At 43.1% G+C, this 21783-nt stretch carries 23 protein-coding genes and 1 pseudogene; 9 read left to right on the forward strand and 15 right to left on the reverse strand.

The window, feature by feature from the left end; all coding sequences use genetic code 11:
* Window positions 1-262: 262 nt before the first annotated feature.
* The 9 genes and pseudogenes from C4B60_RS07875 to C4B60_RS07915 all read right to left on the reverse strand — a co-directional run.
* Window positions 263-778, reverse strand: a pseudogene (locus C4B60_RS07875) (helical membrane plugin domain-containing protein); the annotation flags it as partial.
* Window positions 771-3722, reverse strand: a complete 2952-nt coding sequence (fdhF, locus tag C4B60_RS07880) for a formate dehydrogenase subunit alpha (RefSeq protein ID WP_104057890.1) — start codon at window positions 3720-3722, stop codon at window positions 771-773. The gene fdhF and the pseudogene C4B60_RS07875, both read right to left, overlap by 8 nt.
* A 149-nt stretch (window positions 3723-3871) precedes the next feature.
* Entirely contained in the window at window positions 3872-4375 is a 504-nt protein-coding gene (locus C4B60_RS07885) for a MogA/MoaB family molybdenum cofactor biosynthesis protein (protein ID WP_104057458.1), read from the reverse strand.
* A gap of 725 nt (window positions 4376-5100) precedes the next feature.
* Window positions 5101-6111 carry a GTP 3',8-cyclase MoaA gene (gene moaA / locus C4B60_RS07890; protein ID WP_104057459.1) on the reverse strand — a complete coding sequence of 337 codons (1011 nt, stop codon included), beginning with the start codon at window positions 6109-6111 and terminating at the stop codon, window positions 5101-5103.
* Window positions 6112-6128: 17 nt separating this feature from the next.
* A complete protein-coding gene (gene mobA / locus C4B60_RS07895) occupies window positions 6129-6740 on the reverse strand; it encodes a molybdenum cofactor guanylyltransferase (RefSeq protein WP_104057460.1) in 612 nt (203 codons plus the stop codon).
* 19 nt (window positions 6741-6759) lie between these two features.
* Window positions 6760-6990 carry a molybdopterin converting factor subunit 1 gene (moaD, locus tag C4B60_RS07900; RefSeq protein WP_104057461.1) on the reverse strand — a complete coding sequence of 77 codons (231 nt, stop codon included), beginning with the start codon at window positions 6988-6990 and terminating at the stop codon, window positions 6760-6762.
* Window positions 6987-7445, reverse strand: coding sequence for a molybdenum cofactor biosynthesis protein MoaE (locus C4B60_RS07905; protein WP_135122101.1), 459 nt, complete (start codon window positions 7443-7445; stop codon window positions 6987-6989). Before C4B60_RS07905 ends, moaD begins: the two co-directional genes overlap by 4 nt.
* On the reverse strand, window positions 7445-7966 hold the full coding sequence (gene mobB / locus C4B60_RS07910) for a molybdopterin-guanine dinucleotide biosynthesis protein B (RefSeq protein ID WP_104057463.1): 522 nt from the start codon (window positions 7964-7966) through the stop codon (window positions 7445-7447). Before mobB ends, C4B60_RS07905 begins: the two co-directional genes overlap by 1 nt.
* The gene (locus C4B60_RS07915) at window positions 7954-9219 is read right to left on the reverse strand and encodes a molybdopterin molybdotransferase MoeA (RefSeq protein ID WP_104057464.1); all 1266 of its coding nucleotides are present in this window, start codon (window positions 9217-9219) and stop codon (window positions 7954-7956) included. The genes mobB and C4B60_RS07915 overlap by 13 nt, the downstream gene beginning before the upstream one ends.
* 101 nt (window positions 9220-9320) lie before the next feature.
* Between C4B60_RS07915 and moaC the strand changes: the two genes are divergently transcribed.
* Window positions 9321-9824: a cyclic pyranopterin monophosphate synthase MoaC gene (gene moaC / locus C4B60_RS07920; protein WP_104057465.1), complete on the forward strand. Its 504-nt coding sequence runs from the start codon at window positions 9321-9323 to the stop codon at window positions 9822-9824.
* A gap of 162 nt (window positions 9825-9986) precedes the next feature.
* On the opposite strand, the gene C4B60_RS07925 is transcribed toward moaC, so the two are convergent.
* Window positions 9987-11009, reverse strand: coding sequence for a ThiF family adenylyltransferase (locus tag C4B60_RS07925; protein WP_104057891.1), 1023 nt, complete (start codon window positions 11007-11009; stop codon window positions 9987-9989).
* Between the two features lie 95 nt (window positions 11010-11104).
* On the reverse strand, window positions 11105-11632 hold the full coding sequence (locus tag C4B60_RS07930) for a GNAT family N-acetyltransferase (protein ID WP_104057466.1): 528 nt from the start codon (window positions 11630-11632) through the stop codon (window positions 11105-11107).
* Window positions 11633-11880: 248 nt separating this feature from the next.
* Here C4B60_RS07930 and C4B60_RS07935 point away from each other — a divergent pair, with 248 nt between their 5' ends.
* The 3 genes from C4B60_RS07935 to C4B60_RS07945 all read left to right on the forward strand — a co-directional run bounded on the left by C4B60_RS07935 (window position 11881) and on the right by C4B60_RS07945 (window position 14186).
* Window positions 11881-12189, forward strand: a complete 309-nt coding sequence (locus C4B60_RS07935; protein ID WP_104057467.1) for a DUF3243 domain-containing protein — start codon at window positions 11881-11883, stop codon at window positions 12187-12189.
* A gap of 485 nt (window positions 12190-12674) precedes the next feature.
* Entirely contained in the window at window positions 12675-12983 is a 309-nt protein-coding gene (locus C4B60_RS07940) for a PadR family transcriptional regulator (protein ID WP_104057468.1), read from the forward strand.
* A gap of 15 nt (window positions 12984-12998) precedes the next feature.
* Window positions 12999-14186, forward strand: a complete 1188-nt coding sequence (locus tag C4B60_RS07945) for a chromate transporter (protein WP_104057469.1) — start codon at window positions 12999-13001, stop codon at window positions 14184-14186.
* Window positions 14187-14310: 124 nt separating this feature from the next.
* On the opposite strand, the gene C4B60_RS07950 is transcribed toward C4B60_RS07945, so the two are convergent.
* Both C4B60_RS07950 and C4B60_RS07955 read right to left on the reverse strand, forming a co-directional pair.
* Window positions 14311-14901: a YtxH domain-containing protein gene (locus C4B60_RS07950; protein WP_104057470.1), complete on the reverse strand. Its 591-nt coding sequence runs from the start codon at window positions 14899-14901 to the stop codon at window positions 14311-14313.
* 77 nt (window positions 14902-14978) lie between these two features.
* Complete coding sequence (locus C4B60_RS07955) at window positions 14979-15698, reverse strand: N-acetyltransferase (protein ID WP_104057471.1); 720 nt, start codon at window positions 15696-15698, stop codon at window positions 14979-14981.
* Between the two features lie 84 nt (window positions 15699-15782).
* Between C4B60_RS07955 and C4B60_RS07960 the strand changes: the two genes are divergently transcribed.
* The 3 genes from C4B60_RS07960 (at window position 15783) to C4B60_RS07970 (ending at window position 17786) form a co-directional block, all read left to right on the forward strand.
* Window positions 15783-16283 (forward strand): metallophosphoesterase family protein, encoded by a 501-nt coding sequence (locus C4B60_RS07960; RefSeq protein ID WP_104057472.1) that lies wholly within the window; start codon window positions 15783-15785, stop codon window positions 16281-16283.
* A gap of 138 nt (window positions 16284-16421) precedes the next feature.
* A complete protein-coding gene (locus C4B60_RS07965) occupies window positions 16422-17381 on the forward strand; it encodes a D-2-hydroxyacid dehydrogenase (RefSeq protein WP_104057473.1) in 960 nt (319 codons plus the stop codon).
* A gap of 132 nt (window positions 17382-17513) precedes the next feature.
* A complete protein-coding gene (locus tag C4B60_RS07970) occupies window positions 17514-17786 on the forward strand; it encodes a hypothetical protein (protein WP_104057474.1) in 273 nt (90 codons plus the stop codon).
* Window positions 17787-17817: 31 nt separating this feature from the next.
* On the opposite strand, the gene C4B60_RS07975 is transcribed toward C4B60_RS07970, so the two are convergent.
* Window positions 17818-18792: a nucleotidyltransferase domain-containing protein gene (locus C4B60_RS07975; RefSeq protein WP_104057475.1), complete on the reverse strand. Its 975-nt coding sequence runs from the start codon at window positions 18790-18792 to the stop codon at window positions 17818-17820.
* Window positions 18793-18861: 69 nt separating this feature from the next.
* On the opposite strand from C4B60_RS07975, the gene C4B60_RS07980 reads away from it, so the two are divergent.
* Together C4B60_RS07980 and C4B60_RS07985 are read left to right on the forward strand one after the other, a co-directional pair.
* The gene (locus C4B60_RS07980) at window positions 18862-19443 is read left to right on the forward strand and encodes a hypothetical protein (protein ID WP_104057476.1); all 582 of its coding nucleotides are present in this window, start codon (window positions 18862-18864) and stop codon (window positions 19441-19443) included.
* Between the two features lie 53 nt (window positions 19444-19496).
* On the forward strand, window positions 19497-20393 hold the full coding sequence (locus tag C4B60_RS07985; protein ID WP_104057477.1) for an EamA family transporter: 897 nt from the start codon (window positions 19497-19499) through the stop codon (window positions 20391-20393).
* A gap of 203 nt (window positions 20394-20596) precedes the next feature.
* Here C4B60_RS07985 and C4B60_RS07990 read toward each other — a convergent pair whose 3' ends face one another.
* The gene (locus tag C4B60_RS07990) at window positions 20597-21748 is read right to left on the reverse strand and encodes a PstS family phosphate ABC transporter substrate-binding protein (protein ID WP_104057478.1); all 1152 of its coding nucleotides are present in this window, start codon (window positions 21746-21748) and stop codon (window positions 20597-20599) included.
* Between the last annotated feature and the right edge of the window lie 35 nt (window positions 21749-21783).

The following is a 21783-nucleotide window of genomic DNA, read 5'->3' on the forward strand; positions in this document are numbered from 1 at the left end:
TCTTCGAAAGAACTCAAGCATACCGGGGGCATGCCTGAGTAATTCCAGCTATTTAGTATCTGTTTACCTTGTCCTTGCTTAATGCTAATGACACGGGAATGGAAAGAAGAGAAACGCCTGCTGCTAGCAGCATCCAGCCTTTTCCCCTGCCTGAGCGGGACCCTTTTCTAGTTCCTCTTTTGTTTTCTTCAGAAGGAATGCTTGAAGGTTCATTACCTACGGATCTTCTTGGAGATCCATCCTGCAAATCTTCATTTTTCAGATGCTCCTGCTCCTCAGGGGTCTGGGTCGTGCGCTCAAGATTATCCTGTTTTTCACCTAAGCCTTTTAAGAAGGTGATCCCAACAGCCATCGCCCGTTTAACATCGGGATCATTTAATGACCGGAGAAGTGTAAAGTAGCCTCCCTTCTCCTCTCCTTCTGTCAGCTCAGCTACCCGTGCGATACCTGTATTCACCTTTAGAATAATCGGTTCAAGCTGTTGGACATTCAAAGTTCCAAGAGTTCCAAGCATCAGTAAAAGATTTCGCAGCGTGTTGGCTGTTTCCGGTGTGTCCGCTGTTTTAACGAGTATGTCCAGAACCTTGTCTCCCTGCGAAAGCAGAGCGGTTCCCATTTCAAGAATTCCGCGGTCCTGCAGGTGGTTTAGAATTTTAAACGATTCATGAATAGCCTCTTTATTCGAAAGAAGCAATGTTTCAAGAGACTCTAACTCTTTTTTACGAATTTCTTCCTCACTCGACTGGATGCGATGGATCACTCTGGTTGCCTTAGCCACGATAACTCGACTCCTTTTTTATCTTCACCAGGTCTCCAGGGAAGATATAATCCGAACGCTTCCATTTTTCCTCTACCCCTACACCAATTTGTGGTTGAGGATTTCCGTAACGGTGATTGGTCCGTGGAAGTGGACTTTCTCCTTTTTGACGGAGAACTTCAAGCTTGGCACTAATCTCCTTATAAGCCGGTGTATCTGTGTCTTTATCTGCATTACTGCTTGTCAGGTAGTTAATTGCTCCTTCTCCTGAATCGTTCATCGGAAGATAAACTTCTTTTCCTCGTACCCGGTCAGTGATCAGGCATTCCACTTTTACTTGCCCATAAGGAGAGGTTAAGCGGACAAGGGTGCCATCTTCAAGTCCTCTTTCCTTTGCAAGCTCAGGTGATACTTCAAGAAAGACTTTAGGCGTTTTAGAGGTAATCCCTTTTGATTTATACGTAAGATTTCCTTCATGAAAATGCTCAAGCAGCCGCCCGTTATTGACATGGATATCATACTCTTCATCAAATTCAAGAGGCTTCGTCCATTCAACCGGGAATAATTTCGCTTTGCCATCCGGGAACGGAAAATCTTCTGTAAAGAGAAGCGGTGAATCTGTTCCATCCGGCGCTACCGGCCATTGCAGACTCTTATAGCCTTCTAAGCGTTCATACGTTACTCCTGCATATAATGGAGCAAGTGATGCGGCTTCTGCCATAATTTCGCTAGGATGTCTAAAGCTCCAGCCGCCTCCAAGACGATTAGCGATTTCCTGGATAATCTCCCAGTCAGGCTTAGAGTCGCCAAGCGGGTTAAATACCTGATAAAGACGCTGAACGCGGCGCTCCGTATTCGTGAAGGTACCTTCTTTTTCAAAGCTTGGGCTGGCAGGAAGCACGACATCTGCAAACTCTGCCGTTTTGGATAAAAAGATGTCCTGCACAACAAAGAATTCAAGTTTTTCGAATGCTTCATGTACATAGTTGAGGTTGGAATCGACCATCCCCATGTCTTCACCCTTCAGGTACATCATCTTTAAGCTGCCGTCATGGACAGCTGAGATCATTTCATGGTTGTTCAAGCCAGGCTCTGCCGGCAGAGTAACGCCCCATTTTTTCTCATACTTTGCTCTGACTGCGTCATCTGTAATTTTTTCATAGCCAGGGAAGCGGTCTGGCATGCTTCCAAAATCACTAGCCCCTTGAACATTATTATGTCCTCGAAGCGGGTAGCTTCCTGCACCTGGTTTTCCGTAGTTTCCTGTGATCAGAAGAAGGTTGGAAATCGCCGTACTCGTATCACTTCCGCCCAAATGTTGGGTTACGCCCATTGCCCACAGAATAGAAACGGTGTTTACCTTGGCAATCTGTTCTGCCATATGGACTAAAGTAGATTTTTCAATTCCTGTTACCTCTGCAGCGTAATCCATTGTGTACTTTTGAATGCTTGCTACATATTCTTCCAGGCCATTTACACGGTTATCAAGGAATGACTTGTCAGCCCAGCCTTGATCAACAATGTATTTGGTAATAGCAGAGAGCCAAACAATATCTGTTCCTGATTTTGGTCTAATAAAGACATCTGCACGATCAGCCATCTCATGTTTGCGAAGATCAGCAACAAAAAGCTTCTGTCCATTCAATTTATGTGCACGTTTAACCCGTGTAGCAAGAACCGGATGGGACTCAGAGGTGTTTGAGCCTACGATTAACACAAGCTCTGCCTGTTCAATATCGGTAATAGAGCCTGAATCTCCTCCGTGCCCAACGGTTCTGAAAAGCCCCACTGTGGCAGGAGTCTGGCAATACCGTGAGCAATTGTCTACATTATTGGTCCCGATTACGCCGCGGGCAAGCTTTTGCATCACATAGGATTCCTCATTCGTACATTTCGATGAGCTGATAAATGCCATTGAGTCCGGGCCGTATTCTTTTTTAGCATGAGTGAATTTAGATGTAATCAGCTCCAGTGCTTCTTCCCACTCAGCTTCGCGGAACGAATCTCCATCACGGATAAGCGGTTTCGTGATTCTTTCCTCACTATTGACAAAGTCCCAGCCGAATTTTCCTTTAACACATGTGGAAATGCCATTAGCCGGCGCTTCCGCCTGTGGTTCAACCTTAAGGATTTGTCTGTCCTTGGTCCAAACGTCAAAGCTGCAGCCTACACCACAATACGTACAAACGGTTTTTGTTTTTTTGATGCGTTCATCACGCATTGCCGATTCCATATCAGAAATTGCCAGAATCGAGCCATAGCCTGTTTCTACATTTTTCGTAATCTCAATCATTGGACGAAGAGTCTTTTTCGCGATGCCGGTTAAAAATCCTGCTTCCCCTTCCATGCCTTTTTCCATCATGGCATTACAAGGGCACACAGTTGAGCAGTGTCCGCAGGAAACACACGAGGATTCATTGATTTTAGAGTCCTTGTCCCAAATGACTCTCGGCTTTTTCAAGCTCCAGTCAATGGTTAGTGTTTCTGTCACCTGAACATCCTGACAAGCCTCTACGCATCTTCCGCATAGGATACATTGATCTGGATCATAGCGGTAGAATGGGTTGGAGTCATCCACTTCAAACGGCTTCTCTTCAAACGGCATACTTTGATGATTAATTTTCATATCTTTTACAGTGTTATGTATTTCACAGCCCCCGTTGTTATAGTCACAAACGGTACAATATAATTCATGATTTTTTAAAATCCGGTCCATTCCGATGACCTGGGCTTCTTTTACATCCGGGTGGATGGTATCTACGACATCTCCCGGTTTTAATTGTGTTGAACATGAACGCACAAATTCTCCATTGACCTGAACAATACAGGTATCACATGTTTCAATCGGTCCGAGACTCGGATGATAACAAACTTGAGGCACTTCGATAGAATGATCTGTCAGTGCTTGTAAAACGGTTTGTGACACTCCGGCATTGACATTTTTTCCATCAATCTGAATCTGCATTTGATCTCTCAAGGTAATCTCTCCTAACATTTTGATGAGTGATGAAAAAATTCAGTCTTTTCTACTTCGCTACCCTAATTAATTAGCAAAAAAACGTAGATATTACAATTTATTGACTTTTCGACATTTTTCACGCCTGATTTATTACCTTATTTTTGAAGTTCCATGATGATATGACCGAGCTCGGGAAGGATTAATTTCTCCATGGCCAGTGTGACAGCACCGGTTGATCCGGGCATGGCGAAAACCGCGGTTTCTTCGGAGGTGCCTGCAGCGGCTCTTGATAGGATGGCAGCCGAGCCGATATCATCCCTGTAGCTTAGGAAGCGGAATAGTTCGCCAAAGCCTGTGATTTCTTTTTCCAATAATGGCTGTACGACTTCGATGGTAATATCTCTTTTAGCGAGGCCGGTGCCTCCATTGAGTAGGACGGCGTCGATGTCTGGGTTGTGGATGGCTGATTGGACGGATGTTTGGATGAGCAGTTTTTCGTCTGTTACGATTTCGTATTCTATTATTTCGTGTCCGGCTTGTTCGAGGAGCTGTTTTATTTTTTTTCCGCTTTTGTCGGTTTCTTCTGTTCTGGTGTCGCTTACGGTGATGATTTTGCAGGCGACTTTATTGGGTGATTTTTTTCGGTGGTCGTAGAGCATGGCTTGTCTCTCCTTTTTTTTTAAAAAAATAGTATGTTATGAATAAATACCTCTAAATTAGGCGTGTTGATTTGCGTTGCAGGGGCATGCTTTCCGCGGGGCGGGAGCTGAGCTAACTTGCTGGCGCAAGTGGATCTCAGCCTTCCCGCTTCTTCCCGCAGGAGTCAGCCCCTTCCTCTTCAATCAACTCGTTGGTAATAAGTTTAGTAGTTTCTCAAAATATTTAGCTATGAATAAATCCCCCAAAACGAGGCGTATTGATTTGCGTTGCAGGGGGACGCTTTCCGCGGGACGGGGCTTGAGCTAACTTGCTTCGCAAGTGGATCTCAAGCTCCCGTTTCTTCCCGCAGGAGTCGCCCCCTTCCACTTCAATCAACTCGTTGGTAATAAGTTTAGTAGTTTTTCAAATTATATAGCTATGAATAAATTCCTTAAAACGAGGCGTGTTGATTTACGCTGCAGGGGGACGCTTTCCGGGGGGCGGGGCTGAGCTAATTGGCTTCGCCAATGGATCTCAGCCTCCCCGCTACTTCCCCTCGGAGTCGCCCCCTTCCACTTCAATCAACTCCTAGGTAAGAAGTTTAGTAGGTTCTCAAATATATGGCTATGAATAAATCCCCAAAATGAGGCGTGTTATGAATTTATGATATTTAATTAAGCTTGATAAGATACTGGTATACTAAAGCGGATTTCCTGCGAAAAGCATACGAAAAAGGCGGTTTGTTTTAACCGCCTATATAGGACATTTCGATTTTCTTTCTGTTTTTGGCTGTTTCTTCTGTGCGTTCGTCGGAGTAGCGGTCTTTTCTTTTTAGCCAGAGCTGTTCGATTTTGGCGTTCACTTCCTCCAGGGAAGAAGCGTTTCGCAGAAAGGTTTTTAAGTCAAAGCCTTCAGTGGCAAATAGACAGGTGTAGAATTTCCCATCTGCTGAGATTCTGGCTCTGGTGCAGGTGGAGCAAAAGGAGTCGGAGACAGATGAGATCACGCCAACTTCAGAATTAGTGCCCTCATACTGATAGCGGCTCGCCACTTCACCGTAGTAGGCCTCTTCAACCGGGTGCAGGGAGAAGTGGGTGTTTAATTGATCGACAATTTCTTTTTTTGTTACGACAGAAGAAAGCTTCCATCCGTTTGTGCTTCCCACGTCCATAAATTCAATAAAACGAAGTGTGATTCCACGTTCTTTAAAATAAGCGGCCATCGGAATAATCTGATCGTCATTGACACCTTTTTGAACAACCATATTGATCTTTACTTCAAGTCCTGCGTCAATGGCTGCCTGGATCCCTTTCAGAACTGGCTTTGTGCTGACATTTCTTCCGTTCATTTTCTTAAATACGTCTTCTTCTATCGCATCCATACTGACGTTTACCCGCTGAAGTCCAGCTTTCTTCAGCTTCTCTGCATATTTAGGAAGCATCATGGCATTGGTCGTAAGGGCGATATCTTTTATCGAGTCGATCGTATAAAGCTTTTCAATTAACTCATGGAGATCTTTTCTCAATAAAGGCTCCCCGCCTGTGAGACGGACTTTTTCAACTCCGAGCTTTCCCATTTCCCGGACAAGCTCATAAATTTCGTCAAAGGTTAAATACTCTTCCTTAGGCAAAAAAGCAAAGTCCGGACCAAAGATCTCAGCAGGCATGCAGTAAGCGCAGCGAAAATTACATTGATCGGTTACCGAAATCCGAATATCCTTTAACGGTCTTGAATAGTAGTCTTTCACGGGATCCATTCTATCTCTCCTTTCTTCTAGTAGTTATTTTCAATTTCGTAAATAGCCGAGAGCTCCTGCTGGTCATTAACATTTTTAAAGCAGCTTACAGGAATGCAATGCTCTTTTTCATCAAGCACACTCACGTCAATACGATTCAGCCATTCCTTCATCCGGTACGAGCCTGTTTCAAGCTGTTTTTCCAGTTCAGGGAGTGTGTCTTTGTGATAAATTGCGCAAAGCGGGTGAATCCTGCCCTCTGATCTTGGTACAATACTGTTTAGTGATTCATCTGTCAGCTGCTGCAAAAGCTTCCCCGCTGCAGTTTCATCGAAAAGAGGCATATCACAGGCTAAAATAAAATAGTAATCTGCTTTCAACAGTTTCATAGCTGCATATAGTCCGGACAATGGCCCTTTTCCGATATAAGGCGGTTGGTCTTCGATGACATTAAAATTGGTTTCGGCAGTGAAGCGCTCTGTCAGTGCTGCATGGCTCACGACAGCTGCTTCATCTGAATAAGGAGCTAACGCTTCATAGGCGTACTGATAAAACGGCTTTCCGTTAAACTGTTCAAATGCCTTCGGCCGGCCAAACCGGCTTGACTTGCCTCCGGATAAAATGATGCCAGCTATTTTTGTTTCCTTCATTGCTGATTCCTCCTGACAGTCACCCTCCGCTAACAGGCGGAATTAACGCTACTCGGTCGCCTTTTGTAACAGAATCTTCAGGCTCTGCGTATTCTTCATTGACAGCCACCATAAGAGAATCGGTTTGAATCGCATATTGATCAGTCAATTCCTTCAAAAGCTCCTTAACTGTCAGCTTTTCCTTCTCGACTGTAATTTGATCCTGACCAAGCTGTTCTCTTAAATGGGCAAAGCACTGAACAGTAATCATGGTGCTTTCACCTCCTCCGGTTTTCCATCAGGGTAATTCGTTTTCTCCAGCTGATCCCCAATCCACTCTTCTCCATCTTCCCATTTTTCCTTCTTCCAGATCGGCACAATTTGTTTAATTCGTTCAATTGCGTATTCATTGGCTTCATAAGCATCCTTGCGATGAGGAGTTGAGACAGCGATCACAACTGCGATATCTGAGATTGCCAGTTTCCCGGTCCGGTGGGCAATGGCTACTTTAGCGTCCGGCCATTTCCCTTGAATTTCATTTCCGATTCTTTCGAGCTGTTTTTTTGCCATGGCAGGATAAGCTTCATATGTGAGAGAAAGTGTTCTTTTTCCTTTTGTGAACTCCCTGACTGTTCCGATAAAATTAACGATAGCGCCTGCTTCTGGACGAACGACCTTATTTGTGACTTCTTCGATCGAAATAACATCCGGTGTAACCTCGTACATCACAACGCCTCCTTTATGTATTCGATGAACCATTGTCCGTATTTTTCCTTTTCACTAAATAAAAATGACGGAGTAGAATGATGCTCAAGTGATAACAAATCATCCACTATGACAAGGACAATATTTGTCATTTCATCTAAAAGGATAAAATCCTCTTTTTTACGTAGTAGAACGACTTTTGGATAAGGAGCTCTTTTAAAACCTTCCAACAGTATTCCATCCAAATCCAACTGCTGATACAGGTCAAGCAGCTGTTCAACAGACCAGGAATGATCCGCGTTTGTCAGCTGGACTGTCCCTCCACCTTCCACTGCTGAAAAGGCTGCCCCTGCATGAAGGTGACGGCTGGAGTCTTTTGTTTTAATAGAGCCGTCAGGAATCCCTCCATGACCATGATGCTTAATAGAACCGATCTTTAGTCCCTTGCCCGATGCTTTGGCGATCATCGTTTCCGCTACCGAAGTTTTTCCGCTGTTTTGGTAGCCGATAACCTGCAAGACAGGAGGCCCTACCATGGCCATTTACTGCCCTCAGAGGCTTCAAGCAGCAGGACATCCACCTGATCGCCCTGCGTATACCCTCTGGTTCCTCCCGGCAAAGTGATGAGACAATCTGTACCGGCAAGTGAAGTTACAGCGTTTGACTTATTAAACCCGTTCGGTGCCGCCAAAAGCCCTGCTTCCTCGTAAAAAAGCTTACTTCTTACAAAGCGGGTAAAAGGGTTTGGCTTCGTGAAGTCTTCAGCAAGCGTTGCTTTTACCTTTAACAGATGCGGCTTTGAATCAAACTGCAGAAAGCGGACAACCGGACGAACCAGCAGCTCAAAGCCCACGTAGCAGGCTGATGGATTACCGGATAATCCAAAAAGGAGCTTTCCATCTAGATGTGCTGCTGTTGTCACGCTTCCCGGTCTCATCGCGATTTTATTAAAAAGGACCTCTGCGCCGAGTCTTTCGTAAACCGCTGGCAGTAAATCAAAGTCTCCTACCGACACACCGCCTGTTGTAATGAGCATATCCACATCGCTCAATGCATCATGGATGGAGTGATAGCAGCTTTCTAAATCATCCTCAAGTTTTCCCAGTATTTTGACCTCAGCACCTGACCGGGTAATCTGTGCTGCGGTCATATAGGCATTGCTATTTCGAATTTTTCCTGGCTGAAGCTCTTCATTTACATCAAGAAGCTCTGTGCCTGTAGCAAAAACCCCGATTACTGGTTTTCGTGCTACCTCCACAAATTCATAGCCAAAGGTAGCAAGTACAGCCGTTACACCCGGGGTAATAACAGTACCCTTTTCAACAAGGACGGTTCCTTCCTCTGTGTCTTCTCCTTTAAAAGAAACATTATCTCCCGGCTGAAAAGCGCGTTTAATGGTCATTTTAGCTTTCCCGTTGACGGTCTCCTCTGAAGTAAGCTCAAACATGACGACCGCATCACATTCATCGGGAAGCTTTGCTCCTGTCATAATTCGCGCGGCTTGGAATGCCTCTACTTTCTTAGATGACACAAATCCCGCTCCAATCGTTTCTGTCACTGAAAACGTCACCGGATTTTCCCTCGTCGCGCCTTTTGAATCTTCTGCCCGAATGGCAAAACCATCATAAGGAGACCGGTCAAATGGCGGTACCGGATGCGTTGCGATAATATCAGCAGCAAGCGTCCGCCCGAAGGCTTGTTCAATATGTACCTGTTCTGTTGTGCCTTCTTTAACTAAAGCCATGACCCGTTCGACTGCTTCTCCTACCGTGATTGGCTTTCTTTTTTCCACCATTTTTCTCTCTCCTCTCCTTTAAGGTGTCTGTAATCTCCTGGCCGGTTTAGCCCTGCATGATACAATAGCTTTATACTAACTATATAAAAGAGGTGCTAGTTGTGTCTGAGTTTACACATTTTAACGATCAGGGCAGAGCGAAAATGGTTGATATTACCGAGAAAAAAGAAACAAGCCGCGCTGCAACTGCCCAATCAAGTATTCTTGTAAATGAAGAAATTTATCTAAATATTACCAATCACAAAATGAGAAAAGGGGATGTCCTTGCAGTAGCGCAGGTTGCCGGGATTATGGCTGCTAAGCAAACCTCCACGATTATCCCCATGTGCCATCCTCTGCCTCTTTCAGGAATTGATCTATCATTTGAATGGAAAAAAAGACAAAACGGCTATGAGCTTTCCATTCAGGCTGCTGTTAAAACGAAGGGAAACACAGGAGTTGAAATGGAGGCTTTGACCGCTGCATCCGTTTGTGCGCTAACGATTTATGATATGTGTAAAGCAGTTGATAAAGGGATGGTAATCGGAGCCACCTTTTTAAAAGAAAAAACGGGCGGTAAAAATGGCGACTATCACCGTACAGCCATTCCTTCCACAGAGCTCTAACTAAACACGATTGAATGACCCCCACTCTTAGCTCAAGCCTTGAAGTGGGGGTCTTTTCACTTTAGTGAAAAATGGGAAATTTACTAGTTTATGTTTTCCCTTGATTTTTCCCAGCAAACATTAGCCCTGCTTAAAATACTGCCATGTTCATTTGAATATCTTTTAGCTAAATACTCTGTGATAGGTTTTCTTTGCCTCTATCATATCGCTCGTTCCGTGAATGAGTACACGTCCATCCTGAAAAATGACCATCCGTTTGGCATCGATTTCTACACTCAGTAAAAAAGGGTTATACTGAACCGGAAGTCCCTGGGTTGAAAAAATAGTATGAAGATCATCAAGATTCACTCTTTTTTTCTCAGCCGGCCGGATTTGAATCGTATCTCTCCCGCAAAGGACTGCCGTTTTTAATGTATGCTCTGAGGATAAATACGGATAAGTTGGGGATTCCCCGCAGGATGGGCAGCTGCTCTTTTTTAGTTTGCCTACACCAATACTTGAATGAGTGTTTCGCCATAAATCAAAGGTTGTCAGTTTGCCGCTCAGAGAATTTAAATCCTCCACTAAAATTTTTAATGCATCCGCTACCTGGTAGGACACCACCATCCCTACTGCAGCACTGATGATTCCAGCTGTATCACAGGTTTGACCGCCCGCTGACGGCACCTTGTCCCACAGACAGTTAATGCAAGGCGTCTTTCCTGGAAGAATCGTGAACGTCATGCCATAGCTGCCGACACATGCCCCGTAAATCCAGGGAAGGGCAAGCTTTTGGGCCACATCATTGATAACAAGCCTGGTGTCATAATTATCAGTCGCATCAATGATTAAATCCGCCTCTTCAGCAATTGAGAGCAGATCAGCATAAGCTGCATCTAAAACCTTTGCCTCAATGCTCACAAATCGATTAATCTGCTCAAGACGATATTTGGCCGCAATTGCCTTAGGCAGTCTCTTTATTGCGTCCTGTTCACTATAGAGCTGCTGTCTTTGGAGATTACTCTCTTCTACATAATCCCGGTCAACGATCGTAATTTTGCCGACCCCTGCCCTGACAAGTGCTTCAGCATTTCCTGTCCCAAGCGCTCCAGCTCCAATCAATAGCACATGTTTTTTCCCTATTAATTTCTGTCCTTCTATTCCAATCGGACTGAATAATTCCTGTCTTGAGTAACGATCCTCCAGCACCTTTCGCTCCCCTTCCTGCCATTCCTCTATCTTTTTTTATCTTTTCGATCATTTACTATTTTAAAAAGTTTGTCATTTAAACATAGCAATAATTAGAATTTCGAACAAGATATTGGATTTTTCTTTAATTCTAACAGCATATATTCTTCATTTATATAATTCTCCTTGATTTTTAGAGCCTTTTTCTCTACACCGTATGTTTTAAATCCAAGTGAAGTATATAATCCTTTTGCACCCGCGTTTCCTTCAGCTACCGTCAACAGTATTTGCTCTACATGCTCCAGCTGATAAGCTTGCCTGATGGCCGTCCTCATTAATTCACCTGCTGCTCCGCCTCTTCGATCCATAGGATTTACATATACTGCTACAATCAAGGCTTTATGTCTAAGCTTGAGAGCATAGTATGGAATAAGCGTTACTACCCCTATTAGCTTCTTATGCTTAAACGCTCCGAATGTGTAAGAGCTGCCTGAATTAAGCTGGTCAATTGTTTCTTGAAGCGGTGCCGTACATTTTTCTTCATAGCTTGATGAGTAAGCATCAGGATGTTCCTTCAGCGCTTTTAGTCTTAACTCTCTGTATTCTTCTGCATATTCTCCAGAAAGCTGTTTAACGAGCATTTCTTTACCTCCTGTACCCCTATAGTTTCCTCATATTATTTATTACTTCACAAAATGTTTTAACAAAGTATAGCTGTTTTCGAATTGATAGGGAAAGAGTTTTTTAAAAGAGTTCGCACTTTCCATCCCAAAAGATGAGATTTATTACAAAAAGATGTTATTTCTCCAAAAGCACATCGAGGAGTTTTATTCCGAATGAAACGGGTAACCAATTATTGTAACGCAAACTAATATCAGGAGGTTTTATCATGAGTATCGAAAATAAAGTAGAGAACGAGATGCAACAGACTGATAACCAGAAAAAAGAGGAAATTCTTCAGAGCTTTGACCGCTTTAAGAACTATCTTGGAGATCAGGTATCCAAGGGAGAAAAAATGGGCTTAGGTGAAGAATCATTAGCTAAAGGCGCAGAAAAAGTAGCAGATTACTTAGCCAAGCATGAAGAGCCGCGCAACTCTGAAGAGAAACTGCTTCAGGAGCTATGGAAAGTTGGCGACAAGGATCAGCAGCATCACCTTGCACATATGCTTGTCCGTATGGCACAAAACACAAACTAAATTAACCAATGAAACCTGCCCATTACATTGTGTAATGGGTTTTTTTATGTAAATAAAACTAAGCTTCATAATGATTGATATTTACTTATAGCAACTGCCCTATGATGAACTAAACTTAGTAATTTGTAGTTGATTGCAGCGGAAGGGGGCGACTCCTGCGGGATGAAGCGGAAAAGCTGAGATCCACTTGCGAAGCAAGTTAGCTCAGCTTCCGCCCCGCGGAAAGCGTCCCCCTGAAGCGGAAATCAACACGCTTATTTTTAAAACCCTTCCCCCTAACATCCACCATTAGAAGGACACATCAGTTACTCTTATCAATTATCCTTCCGCCCATTAAAAGCCATTAAGTTTACAGGAATAATACAATTTGTAAATTCCCTGTTAAGCCTTTCATTATAAGGTTCCATCCCCTTAACCTCTTTGATAAAATCACATAGTAGCATTCCGATATCGATTTACAATATCAAGAAAAAGGAGGCTGTTTTATGGAGGATAAAGTTTTACGAAAGCTTTTCCTCGGCTTCATCCACATTCACATTCTTCATCATGCACAGGAAGAACCTATTTACGGAACATGGATGGTGGAGGAGCTTAGAGAGCATGGATATTCCATATCCTCTGGCACACTGTACCCTATCCTCCACTCAATGGAAAAGGACGGCCTTTTACACAGAGAAGACCGAAACGTGCAAGGAAAAATAAGAAAATATTACCGGACAACAGAAACCGGGGACAAGCTTTTAATTGAAGCACGTCTAAAAGCTTATGAGCTTTTTAAGGAGATTAAGGAATAAAGAAGGGAGTCAACAATGAAACCGGAAATTACTTTTCAATCATTACTTCAAATACTAATCATTTCAACCCGCTTAGGCCTGACTTCTTTTGGCGGACCTATTGCCCATCTTGGTTATTTTCATGATGAGTACGTTCGCAGGAGAAAATGGATTGATGAAAAAACGTACGCTGACCTGGTCGCTCTATGTCAATTCCTTCCTGGTCCGGCAAGCAGCCAGGTTGGAATTGGCATAGGGGTTCTCAGAGCCGGGACGCTTGGCGGGATAATTTCGTTTATCGGTTTTACGCTGCCGTCGGTACTAGCTCTCATCATCTTTGCCCTAGTTGTCCAAAGCTTTGATGTTGCAAATGCCGGCTGGCTTCAAGGACTGAAAATCGTTGCTGTGGCAGTCGTTGCGCATGCCATTATTGGAATGGCCAAAAACCTGACGCCTGATCTTCAAAGAAAGGCTATAGCCCTTATCGCATTAACGATTACACTTCTGTGGCAAAGTACTTTCTCACAGGTTGGTGTGATCTTACTCGCCGGTTTAGCAGGCTTTATCTTATTTAAACAACAGCCCGGTGACGATAAGCAATCTTTCGTCTTTCCTATCTCCAAACGTTTTGGGGCAATATGCTTAACTCTATTTTTTGCTTTTTTAATCCTGCTTCCGATCGCGAGAGATATAACACAAGCGAACTGGATAGCGATGTTTGACAGCTTCTACCGTTCAGGTTCTTTGGTTTTTGGAGGAGGACATGTGGTTCTTCCCTTACTGGAGCGTGAATTTGTACCTACCGGCTGGGTAAGTGAAGAAGCCTTTTTAGCCGGATATGGAGCTGCTCAGGCTGTTCCCGGTCCCTTATTTACATTTGCCGCTTATCTTGGGGCTGTCATTAATGGCTGGCAGGGCGGACTTCTTGCATCCTTGGCCATATTTCTGCCGGCTTTCCTTCTGATTTTAGGCGCCCTTCCATTTTGGAACCAGCTTAGACAAAACGCTACGATTAAAGGAGCATTAATGGGTGTTAACGCTGCCGTAGTAGGGATCTTAATTTCTGCATTTTATTTTCCTATCTGGACCAGCTCCATTATGGCACCGGTCGATTTTGCATTTGCTGCTATTTTATTCAGCATGCTGGTTTATTGGAAGCTTCCTCCATGGGTCATTGTTCTGACAGGAGCAATCGGCGGCACATTCATTTCATACGTATTATGAAAGAAGCGGCGTATAACGAAACGCCGCTTCTTTTTTATCAACTTTTGAAGTCCCCTTAATTTAACGACATAAAAAACCCCCAGCTGTTTAAACTGGAGGTTGTGCATACAAGTATGGGTGTTAATTAAGAATCACGACCCCGGGATCCTGGAATATCCCCCTGAGGTGAAGCGTTTGTCGTTTGGGCACTTCTTTGATTTAAAGAAGCGGACTGAGAGCCAGTGCTCTGATTTGAAGAGCTGCTTCCTTCGTTATCTGTAAGCTCGCTGCCTGCTGCAGCAACCTCACTTCCTGCATCTGTTACCTGGCTGCCGATATTTTTAATTTCATCTTTTGTATCGACGGCTGTAGATACGATGTCAGAAGCGTTTTCTTTGATATCCTCAATTTGAGGAACTACATCATCATTTACTTTTTGATATAAATTTTGGGCATCATTCATGGCAGTTTTTAATGTGGATACTGCAGACATTATGCGCTCCTGCAGATCATTTTTCACCTCTGAAGGATTTTCTTTCACTTTGGAGACCAGACCCATTGTTGAATCCTTCACTCCGCGGCTGCCGGATGTCACCTTCTTGCGTGTGTTTGAATCCAGCAAAGTAATCGCACCGCCTACAGCAGCTCCAATCAAAATACCTTTTAAGAATTTTCCGTTTTTTTCATTTTGAGAATTTTGCTGAGAATTTGTAGAATATCTTTGAGTCTCTTCCATCGTAAAAAGCCTCCTATAAAATTAATATATTTAATGTATTAATTTTGTAGTTCCCGCATATCTCAAAACGTAAACGTTTAATTCTCCTCGCTTAGCCGCGCAAAAACGATCCAATCGCCCAATTCTGTCTGGCTGAGCCCTACTCCAACATAGCCATTCTCCAGGAAATCCCTATGCCTCAGGGTCTTATCAAGCCTTATATGGACAAAGGAAGTATCGTCTACAGGAAATTTATTTGTAAGGTGTTTGTAAAAAATGTAACGAAGTGAACCTTCGTATTTCTCTTTCACTTTGACAATCATCAGCCCTTGAGAAAATTTATCTTTAATAGAAGCGATATTTTTAGGAGACACCGTACAGCATAAATGAGTGAAATAATCAGTAGAATGCCTTAATTGCTGCATGAGTACCTTTGCCATCGTCTTTTGAAGATCATTGCCTCTGTAGTCGCTTCTTACTAAAGAAATCTCCTGATGAACCACCTTCATTTGCTCCTTAAACGGCAGATCAAGGTCATGACCAATATTTTCTTCATCATCGCCAGGGTAAAGAAGCGCTCTTGCGGCGATCAGTTCATCCTCCACAAAGGCACCTATCATCAGTCCCCCGCCTTCAAAAATATAAATAATTTCATCCTCTGTTAATGGCTGCAGTGTGTCCTGATCCTCAAGACCCTCAACAATTTCTTCCTGTAAAAACTGAAATAGCTCTTTATCCTGATCATTTAATGGTCTTACAGTAAACGGTTTTGTCTTTTCAGTTGATAAATGGATTACTTCTCCTTGAAATAGGTGCATACTTTTGTATCTCCTTTGTGTCATTTCATTTCAATTTTTATTTGATACAATAGTTTAACATGAAACCTGATTGGAGCCGATAAGATGAAAATTATTGTATTATCTGATACTCATATGCCTAGAATGGCAAAAAAGCTTCCCTCAGCTCTCATACCCCATCTGAATGAAGCCGATGCTATTATTCATGCAGGAGATTGGCAGACGAAGGAAATAGCTGAAGAACTCAGACAATTTGCCCCTGTTTACGGGGTAACAGGAAATGTTGATGAACCTGCCTTGCATAATGTATTCGACAAATCCATTACATTAACCTTTCATTCTTTAACAATTGGGGTTACGCATGGGGATGGCAAAGGGAAAACAACTGAACAACGGGCTTTAGATCAATTCAAGGGCGAAGAACTCGACCTGTTAATTTTCGGGCACTCCCATATTCCTCTTTATAAAGAAAAAGACGGGCTTGTGCTGTTTAACCCTGGATCTCCCACAGACAAAAGAAGACAAGAACAATTTTCTTTCGGATTGCTCGAAATTAAAAAGAAAGACTGGTCAATCAAACATGTTTATTATGATTCAAAAAAGTAATGGTATGAATATACGGGGAATCTTCTCTCTTTCAGGTATCGTTTATCCCCTCCTTAAACCATTCGATAACAAGCGCAAAATTCCTCTATCCCGAAAATAAAATCATTTTTTGATAGAATAAAAATAGGAGGAGATCGAATGACAAAACGTACAATCGTTATTACACAGAATTTAGACTCATCTTTAGCAGATCAACTACATAGTGCTTTACCTGATTGGGACATCATTATCGGGAGAGACCAATCCATCTGGGAGCCCTATATTAAGGATGCTGAGATCATTGGGGGCTGGAAGAGGCCTATGAATGAGCTTTTAACTGACAGCTCAAATTTAAAATGGCTCCAGTCCTGGAGTGCAGGCATTGACAACTTCCCGCTTGAAACATTTGAAAAGCGCAACTACCTTCTCACCAGCGGAAACGGGGTTCACGCTAATCCAATTTCTGAGACAATTTTTGCGCTTATGCTTGGCCTTACCCGCCTTATTCACACGTACGTTCGCCAGCAGCAATCAAAAACCTGGCATCATGCCGGGTTAAAGCTCGAGCTTCATGGCAAAACGATTGCCATCCTGGGAGCCGGGGCGATTGGCAAGGAAACAGCTAAAATTGCCAAAGCCTTTGGAATGACTGTCCTGGGCGTTCGAAAAAGTAATAAGGACGAAGAGTATTTTGATAAAATGCATTCCATTGAGCAGCTAAATGAGGTGCTTCCACAAAGTGATTATGTGGTCGTAACACTTCCTCTTACAAAGGAAACAAACAAACTTTTCAAGAAGGAACAGTTTGAACTGATGAAGGATTCGGCATTTTTCATCAATATTGGCCGCGGTGAAATCGTAGAGGAGAAGGATTTAATTGAAGCTCTTCAAAAGGATAAAATCGCTGGTGCAGGGCTTGATGTATTTGAGCAGGAGCCTCTTGATGAAAGCAGCCCTTTATGGGAAATGGAAAATGTAATCGTTACGCCCCATACCTCAGGTGCCACGGAATATTATGACGAACGGATAATAAATAATATTTTTCTGCCAAACCTTAAAGACTATCTTGATGGTAAAAAGCCATCTGTTAATCTGGTGGATTTCAGTAAGGGATATTAAATCTGCTTACGTTACAAGGTTGAGACAAATGAATGTCTCAACCTCTTTTATTATACCCCAGACATTTTTGTTATCTCTTGAAGGGGATATGGAGCATATAATGCTTTTAAAACGATACAGGAGGAAAATAAAATGGTTCATAACCCCCACCACTGGTATCAGCCTTTTATGGATAAGCGGCTCCCTGCTCTGCAGCAAAATTCTTCTCTGCCTCAAAACCCTTATTATCAATTCGATCCCGCTTCCCAGCAATATCAATCCTTCATCCCGCTCTACCAGCAGTTTTTCCCTTATTACAGTCCAAGTGACCCAAGATTTCAACTGTGCAGAAGCCGCTGTTATTTGCTCGGTCTTACACCAGGCACCCCGTCCTGGATTAACTGTGTGCATAGCTGTATGAGATAGCTGAGGCCTTTAAACAGTAGGGGCTAGCATTTTAAAGGTCATTTTTCTCCTCAAGCGCTATCTCAGCATACTTAAGAAGCTCCAGCGCCATCTGCCCCCATTCCTTCAGGTCCCCTTCTCCTGCTTCCACAAACCCCAAAAGCTCTAAATCTGCTTTTAAGGCGGAGGGGAATTTTTCTCTGTAGCTTTCAAAGGACTCCCCTTTTGCTGTTTCAAAAAACAGCCAGACCATTTCGCTGTAGGTTTGCCAATATAAATTGAGCTCCTCATTATTTTTCATTAATCTGCGCATTTTTTTCTCGTGCAGTTCATCCTGAATTGGAGCAATGCCAAAGGTGAAGCCGGATCCCTGCTTTCTTAATTCAGCTCTTACCTCTCTTAGCACATTATGACTTTGCGTTGCACTAGCTCTAAATACTGTTTTCAGACAAGTGAGTTGGGATGGAAAAGGCCTGAGCGATGGAATAATGGATCCGGTGGCCAGAGAGCCCGTTGAAAAGAACTGAAAGAGAAGAGCTGCTTCTGCCCAGGCGCCAAGTATAGCTATCATAGCTGTAAATTTTTTATTTGCTTTGAAACGTATATAAGCGTGCTCTATCCGACCCTCAACAAGCTTAGAAACCTCATCATACATAATCTGCCGGCAGCTTTTGGTTTTGCAAAATGCATCAATCTTTGATTTATCATGAGGATGATATTTACCGGCAGTATGAATAAGCTTTGATTCCAATAGGTAACGGTGACTCCAGGGATTCGTTTCAATTTCTTTTAAGCTTGGATAATAGTCAAGTGGCTGTTTTTCAATTTGGAGAATTTCGTTTTTATACTTGAGTGAGGCTTTAGACGAAATTGGATCTGTGGTGTAGATCGCTAAATCAATATCACTGAACTCATCAGCTTCCCCTCTCCCCACCGAGCCTCCCACCATCGCAAGAAAATTCTTTTCCTTCCGGTCTCTTATATATTCTTTTGCAATTTCAATTAAAATTCTGCTTCGCTCATTCATGCAACCACCCTCTTTATCTTCGCAGCATGCTACAATTATCCTAAATCTACTATATCATTGGAGGTTCTTATGAATACATTCCCTGAAACGATGACTAAAATTGAAAAGCTGGATTTTTTAATTTCCCGGGAAGGAAATCTTACGTCAGCTGTTCTGCAGAAAATGGTGAAAGAGATTTTTACGATTGATATTTTTGCAGGTGCAGATCACGTTGAACAGAAAGAAGCACTGGACAAGCGCCTTGAACAGCTTGAAGATACAAAGGATGGAGAAGAAGTTCGAAAACTAATTAACGAGCTTTTAAGAATCAATCTGGATGGTGTAGCGTCACTTGAACGTGCACGAATCTCTCTCTTTTCTAAGGGGCAATGGATCTCTAAAAACGATACAGATCTGTTTGTTATTTTCACAGGAGAAAATGATGTCGATGTTGAAATTAATACAAGTCCTTATTTTGTTGAAAAAGAAAACAGCAAGACCCCGCCTGTTACATTGGTCAAGCCTTTATCCGAGCTGGGATATGTACTGAATTCTGAGAAAAATAAGCTTGTTTATCATGAGCCTAATGGTAAGCCTGTCACTGATTCCTTTAAAGGACAGACAATCAGTTCCGTCGTGCAGGTTATTCAACAGGAATACAGCCATTATTAAGCTCTATCTATCGAACATAAACGTATATTTTTAAAAGGAAAATGGTGGATTTAATGAAAGGTAATTGGTCTGTTTTAATGGTTTTGTTGGCAGCTATGCTATGGGGAACGACAGGGACAGCTCAGTCTTTTGCCCCGGCATCGGCACATCCGGTCGCATTCGGAGCGATGCGCCTTGCGATTGGCGGGCTGACATTGCTGCTGTTTATTTCAATTCAGAAAAAATCATCTTTTACATTTCGTGACTGGCCGCTTCGCTTTGTATTTCTTGCTGCTCTTTGCATGGCCTTTTACCAGCCCTTCTTTTTTTCAGCCGTAAGTGTTACCGGTATAGCTGTTGGAACAGTAGTGGCAATCGGCAGTGCGCCTGTTCTTGCAGGAGTGATGGAATGGGTTGTGTACCGGAGAATCCCATCACGAAACTGGTGGATTGCAACAACACTTGCGATTTCAGGATGTGTTTTATTGTTCTTGTATTCCGGCAGTGTGCAGCTCAATCCTTTAGGCGTCCTTTTAGCGCTTGGGGCTGGAGCCTCCTTTGCCGGCTATACGCTTGTCAGTAAAACACTGCTTGCTTCCCATCCGCCTGATATGGTGGTGGCAGTCGTGTTTACGTTAAGTGCCGTTATGCTTTCTCCTCTGTTATTTTTCTATGACTTATCCTGGCTGCTAGAAGGAAACGGCATAGGCACCAGTCTTTATTTAGGCGTAATTGCCACTGCTCTAGCTTACTTGCTTTTTGCAAGGGGGCTTCATAGAATCAATGCTTCAACCGCTGTCACTCTTTCTCTTGCCGAGCCGCTGACCGCTGCTCTTTTAGGTGTATTTCTGGTTGGAGAAGCCTTGACCTTTGCTTCCTGGATCGGAATTATCCTTTTATTCAGTGCATTAGCCGTTCTTTCTTTTACAAAAAGAAAACCGATTAACGAAAAGGCAGCGATAAGGACGTAAAAAGGGGGTGGGACAAATGTGTCGCACCCTCTTAAACCCGGTTCACTGCGCTTCAGGGGGACGCTTTCCGCGGGGCGGGGCTTGAGCTAACTTGCTTTCAGCAAGTGGATCTCAAGCTCCCGCATCTCCCGCTGGAGTCGCCTCCTTCCGCTTCGTTCACCTCACGTTTATAAAATAATCGTTTTGTCCAGCCTATTTTCTGTTCAATCAAGCGGAACATAGCCTGTTTTTTCTACCAGCTCCTGCCCCTGGGCTGATTTAATCCATTCGATGAACCGCTCTGCATTTGAGTTGGTTGTTCCTGCTGTAATCGCGTAAAACTCAGATGTAAATGGATAGCTCCCGTTCCGGATATTTTCTTTATTGGGTGGAATGCCATTAATATTTAGTAATTTTATTTTCCCGTTTTGCACCATTTCGGTTGAGAAAAAGCGGTAAGAAAAGCCGATTGCATTTTTGTGGTTTCGATAAGTGGACGTTTCATTTATTATTTCGCCCATCCCTCCAATAACATCTTCAGCCGGCGGCTCCATGATTTGTATACCATGCATCAGCTTCTGCAGTGCTGTTTGACTGCCGCTGTCCTGAGGACGCTGAAATGCCAGGATGTCATCATTCCTTCCGCCCGCTTCCTTCCAATTTGTCATTTTGCCTGAATAGATTTGCTGGATTTCTTCAACGGTTAATTCCTCTACAGGATTTTTCGCATGGACAAAGAAAACAAATGCTTCTTTTCCAATTGGCGTCATAGAAAGAGTTAGGCCTTTCTGTTTAGCGATTTCCTCCTGCCTCTCAGAAGGTCCTGCTGTAAAGATAATATCCACCTCTCCATCCATCAGACGCTCATAAGCCATATCTGTTTTCGTAGAAGAAACTTCACTTGAATAAAGATCGTAGTCATCTTCGGGGTAAACCGCCCTGGCAAAGGCTGAATATAATGGGTAGAGTGCAGTAGCTCCGTCGAGTACAGGAAGATCGCCTTCCAGCTTAAGGGCTGCTTTCTCCTCAAGCGAAACTGCTTTTGTATTCCATTTAAATGGCTTATAAACACTTAAGTCCACCTCAGCAGCATCTGCTACCTCAAGGCTCTTCTGATAGAACTGCACTCCATGGTAGCTTACTAAAGCCCCGGAAAATAGAAGAATAAAAAAACCGAATTTAAAAAGTGTTGTTTTAGAGGAAAATACGCCAAAAATAATGAGGTTGAGTACAATAATGATGCTCCCCCAAAAAGAGATTAATACTTCCGGTGAAAGGATTTTACTGCTGTTAAGAAAGGAAATAAAGACTGTAATATAACCAAAAAACGATAACGCTGCTGTTACCAAAACTGCCCCCAGAATCTTCTTTATCATACTGCTCCTTCTTTCTTCTGGAAAATGTAAAAAAA

Origin of the sequence: Jeotgalibacillus proteolyticus, assembly GCF_002926065.1 — a bacterium.
Taxonomy (GTDB): domain Bacteria; phylum Bacillota; class Bacilli; order Bacillales; family Jeotgalibacillaceae; genus Jeotgalibacillus; species Jeotgalibacillus proteolyticus.

Bases quoted from the DNA above. Each gene is read 5' to 3' on its own strand.
- C4B60_RS07905 (WP_135122101.1), bottom strand. From the start codon at position 7,445: ATGTACGAGGTTACACCGGATGTTATTTCGATCGAAGAAGTCACAAAT.
- fdhF (WP_104057890.1), bottom strand. From the start codon at position 3,722: ATGCAGATTCAGATTGATGGAAAAAATGTCAATGCCGGAGTGTCACAA.
- mobB (WP_104057463.1), bottom strand. From the start codon at position 7,966: ATGGCCATGGTAGGGCCTCCTGTCTTGCAGGTTATCGGCTACCAAAAC.
- C4B60_RS07945 (WP_104057469.1), top strand. From the start codon at position 12,999: ATGAAACCGGAAATTACTTTTCAATCATTACTTCAAATACTAATCATT.
- C4B60_RS07955 (WP_104057471.1), bottom strand. From the start codon at position 15,698: ATGCACCTATTTCAAGGAGAAGTAATCCATTTATCAACTGAAAAGACA.
- C4B60_RS07975 (WP_104057475.1), bottom strand. From the start codon at position 18,792: ATGAATGAGCGAAGCAGAATTTTAATTGAAATTGCAAAAGAATATATA.
- C4B60_RS07940 (WP_104057468.1), top strand. From the start codon at position 12,675: ATGGAGGATAAAGTTTTACGAAAGCTTTTCCTCGGCTTCATCCACATT.
- C4B60_RS07930 (WP_104057466.1), bottom strand. From the start codon at position 11,632: ATGCTCGTTAAACAGCTTTCTGGAGAATATGCAGAAGAATACAGAGAG.
- mobA (WP_104057460.1), bottom strand. From the start codon at position 6,740: ATGAAGGAAACAAAAATAGCTGGCATCATTTTATCCGGAGGCAAGTCA.
- C4B60_RS07885 (WP_104057458.1), bottom strand. From the start codon at position 4,375: ATGCTCTACGACCACCGAAAAAAATCACCCAATAAAGTCGCCTGCAAA.
- C4B60_RS07985 (WP_104057477.1), top strand. From the start codon at position 19,497: ATGAAAGGTAATTGGTCTGTTTTAATGGTTTTGTTGGCAGCTATGCTA.
- C4B60_RS07965 (WP_104057473.1), top strand. From the start codon at position 16,422: ATGACAAAACGTACAATCGTTATTACACAGAATTTAGACTCATCTTTA.
- C4B60_RS07935 (WP_104057467.1), top strand. From the start codon at position 11,881: ATGAGTATCGAAAATAAAGTAGAGAACGAGATGCAACAGACTGATAAC.
- C4B60_RS07950 (WP_104057470.1), bottom strand. From the start codon at position 14,901: ATGGAAGAGACTCAAAGATATTCTACAAATTCTCAGCAAAATTCTCAA.
- C4B60_RS07960 (WP_104057472.1), top strand. From the start codon at position 15,783: ATGAAAATTATTGTATTATCTGATACTCATATGCCTAGAATGGCAAAA.
- C4B60_RS07990 (WP_104057478.1), bottom strand. From the start codon at position 21,748: ATGATAAAGAAGATTCTGGGGGCAGTTTTGGTAACAGCAGCGTTATCG.
- moaD (WP_104057461.1), bottom strand. From the start codon at position 6,990: ATGATTACTGTTCAGTGCTTTGCCCATTTAAGAGAACAGCTTGGTCAG.
- C4B60_RS07915 (WP_104057464.1), bottom strand. From the start codon at position 9,219: ATGGTGGAAAAAAGAAAGCCAATCACGGTAGGAGAAGCAGTCGAACGG.
- C4B60_RS07970 (WP_104057474.1), top strand. From the start codon at position 17,514: ATGGTTCATAACCCCCACCACTGGTATCAGCCTTTTATGGATAAGCGG.
- C4B60_RS07980 (WP_104057476.1), top strand. From the start codon at position 18,862: ATGAATACATTCCCTGAAACGATGACTAAAATTGAAAAGCTGGATTTT.
- moaA (WP_104057459.1), bottom strand. From the start codon at position 6,111: ATGGATCCCGTGAAAGACTACTATTCAAGACCGTTAAAGGATATTCGG.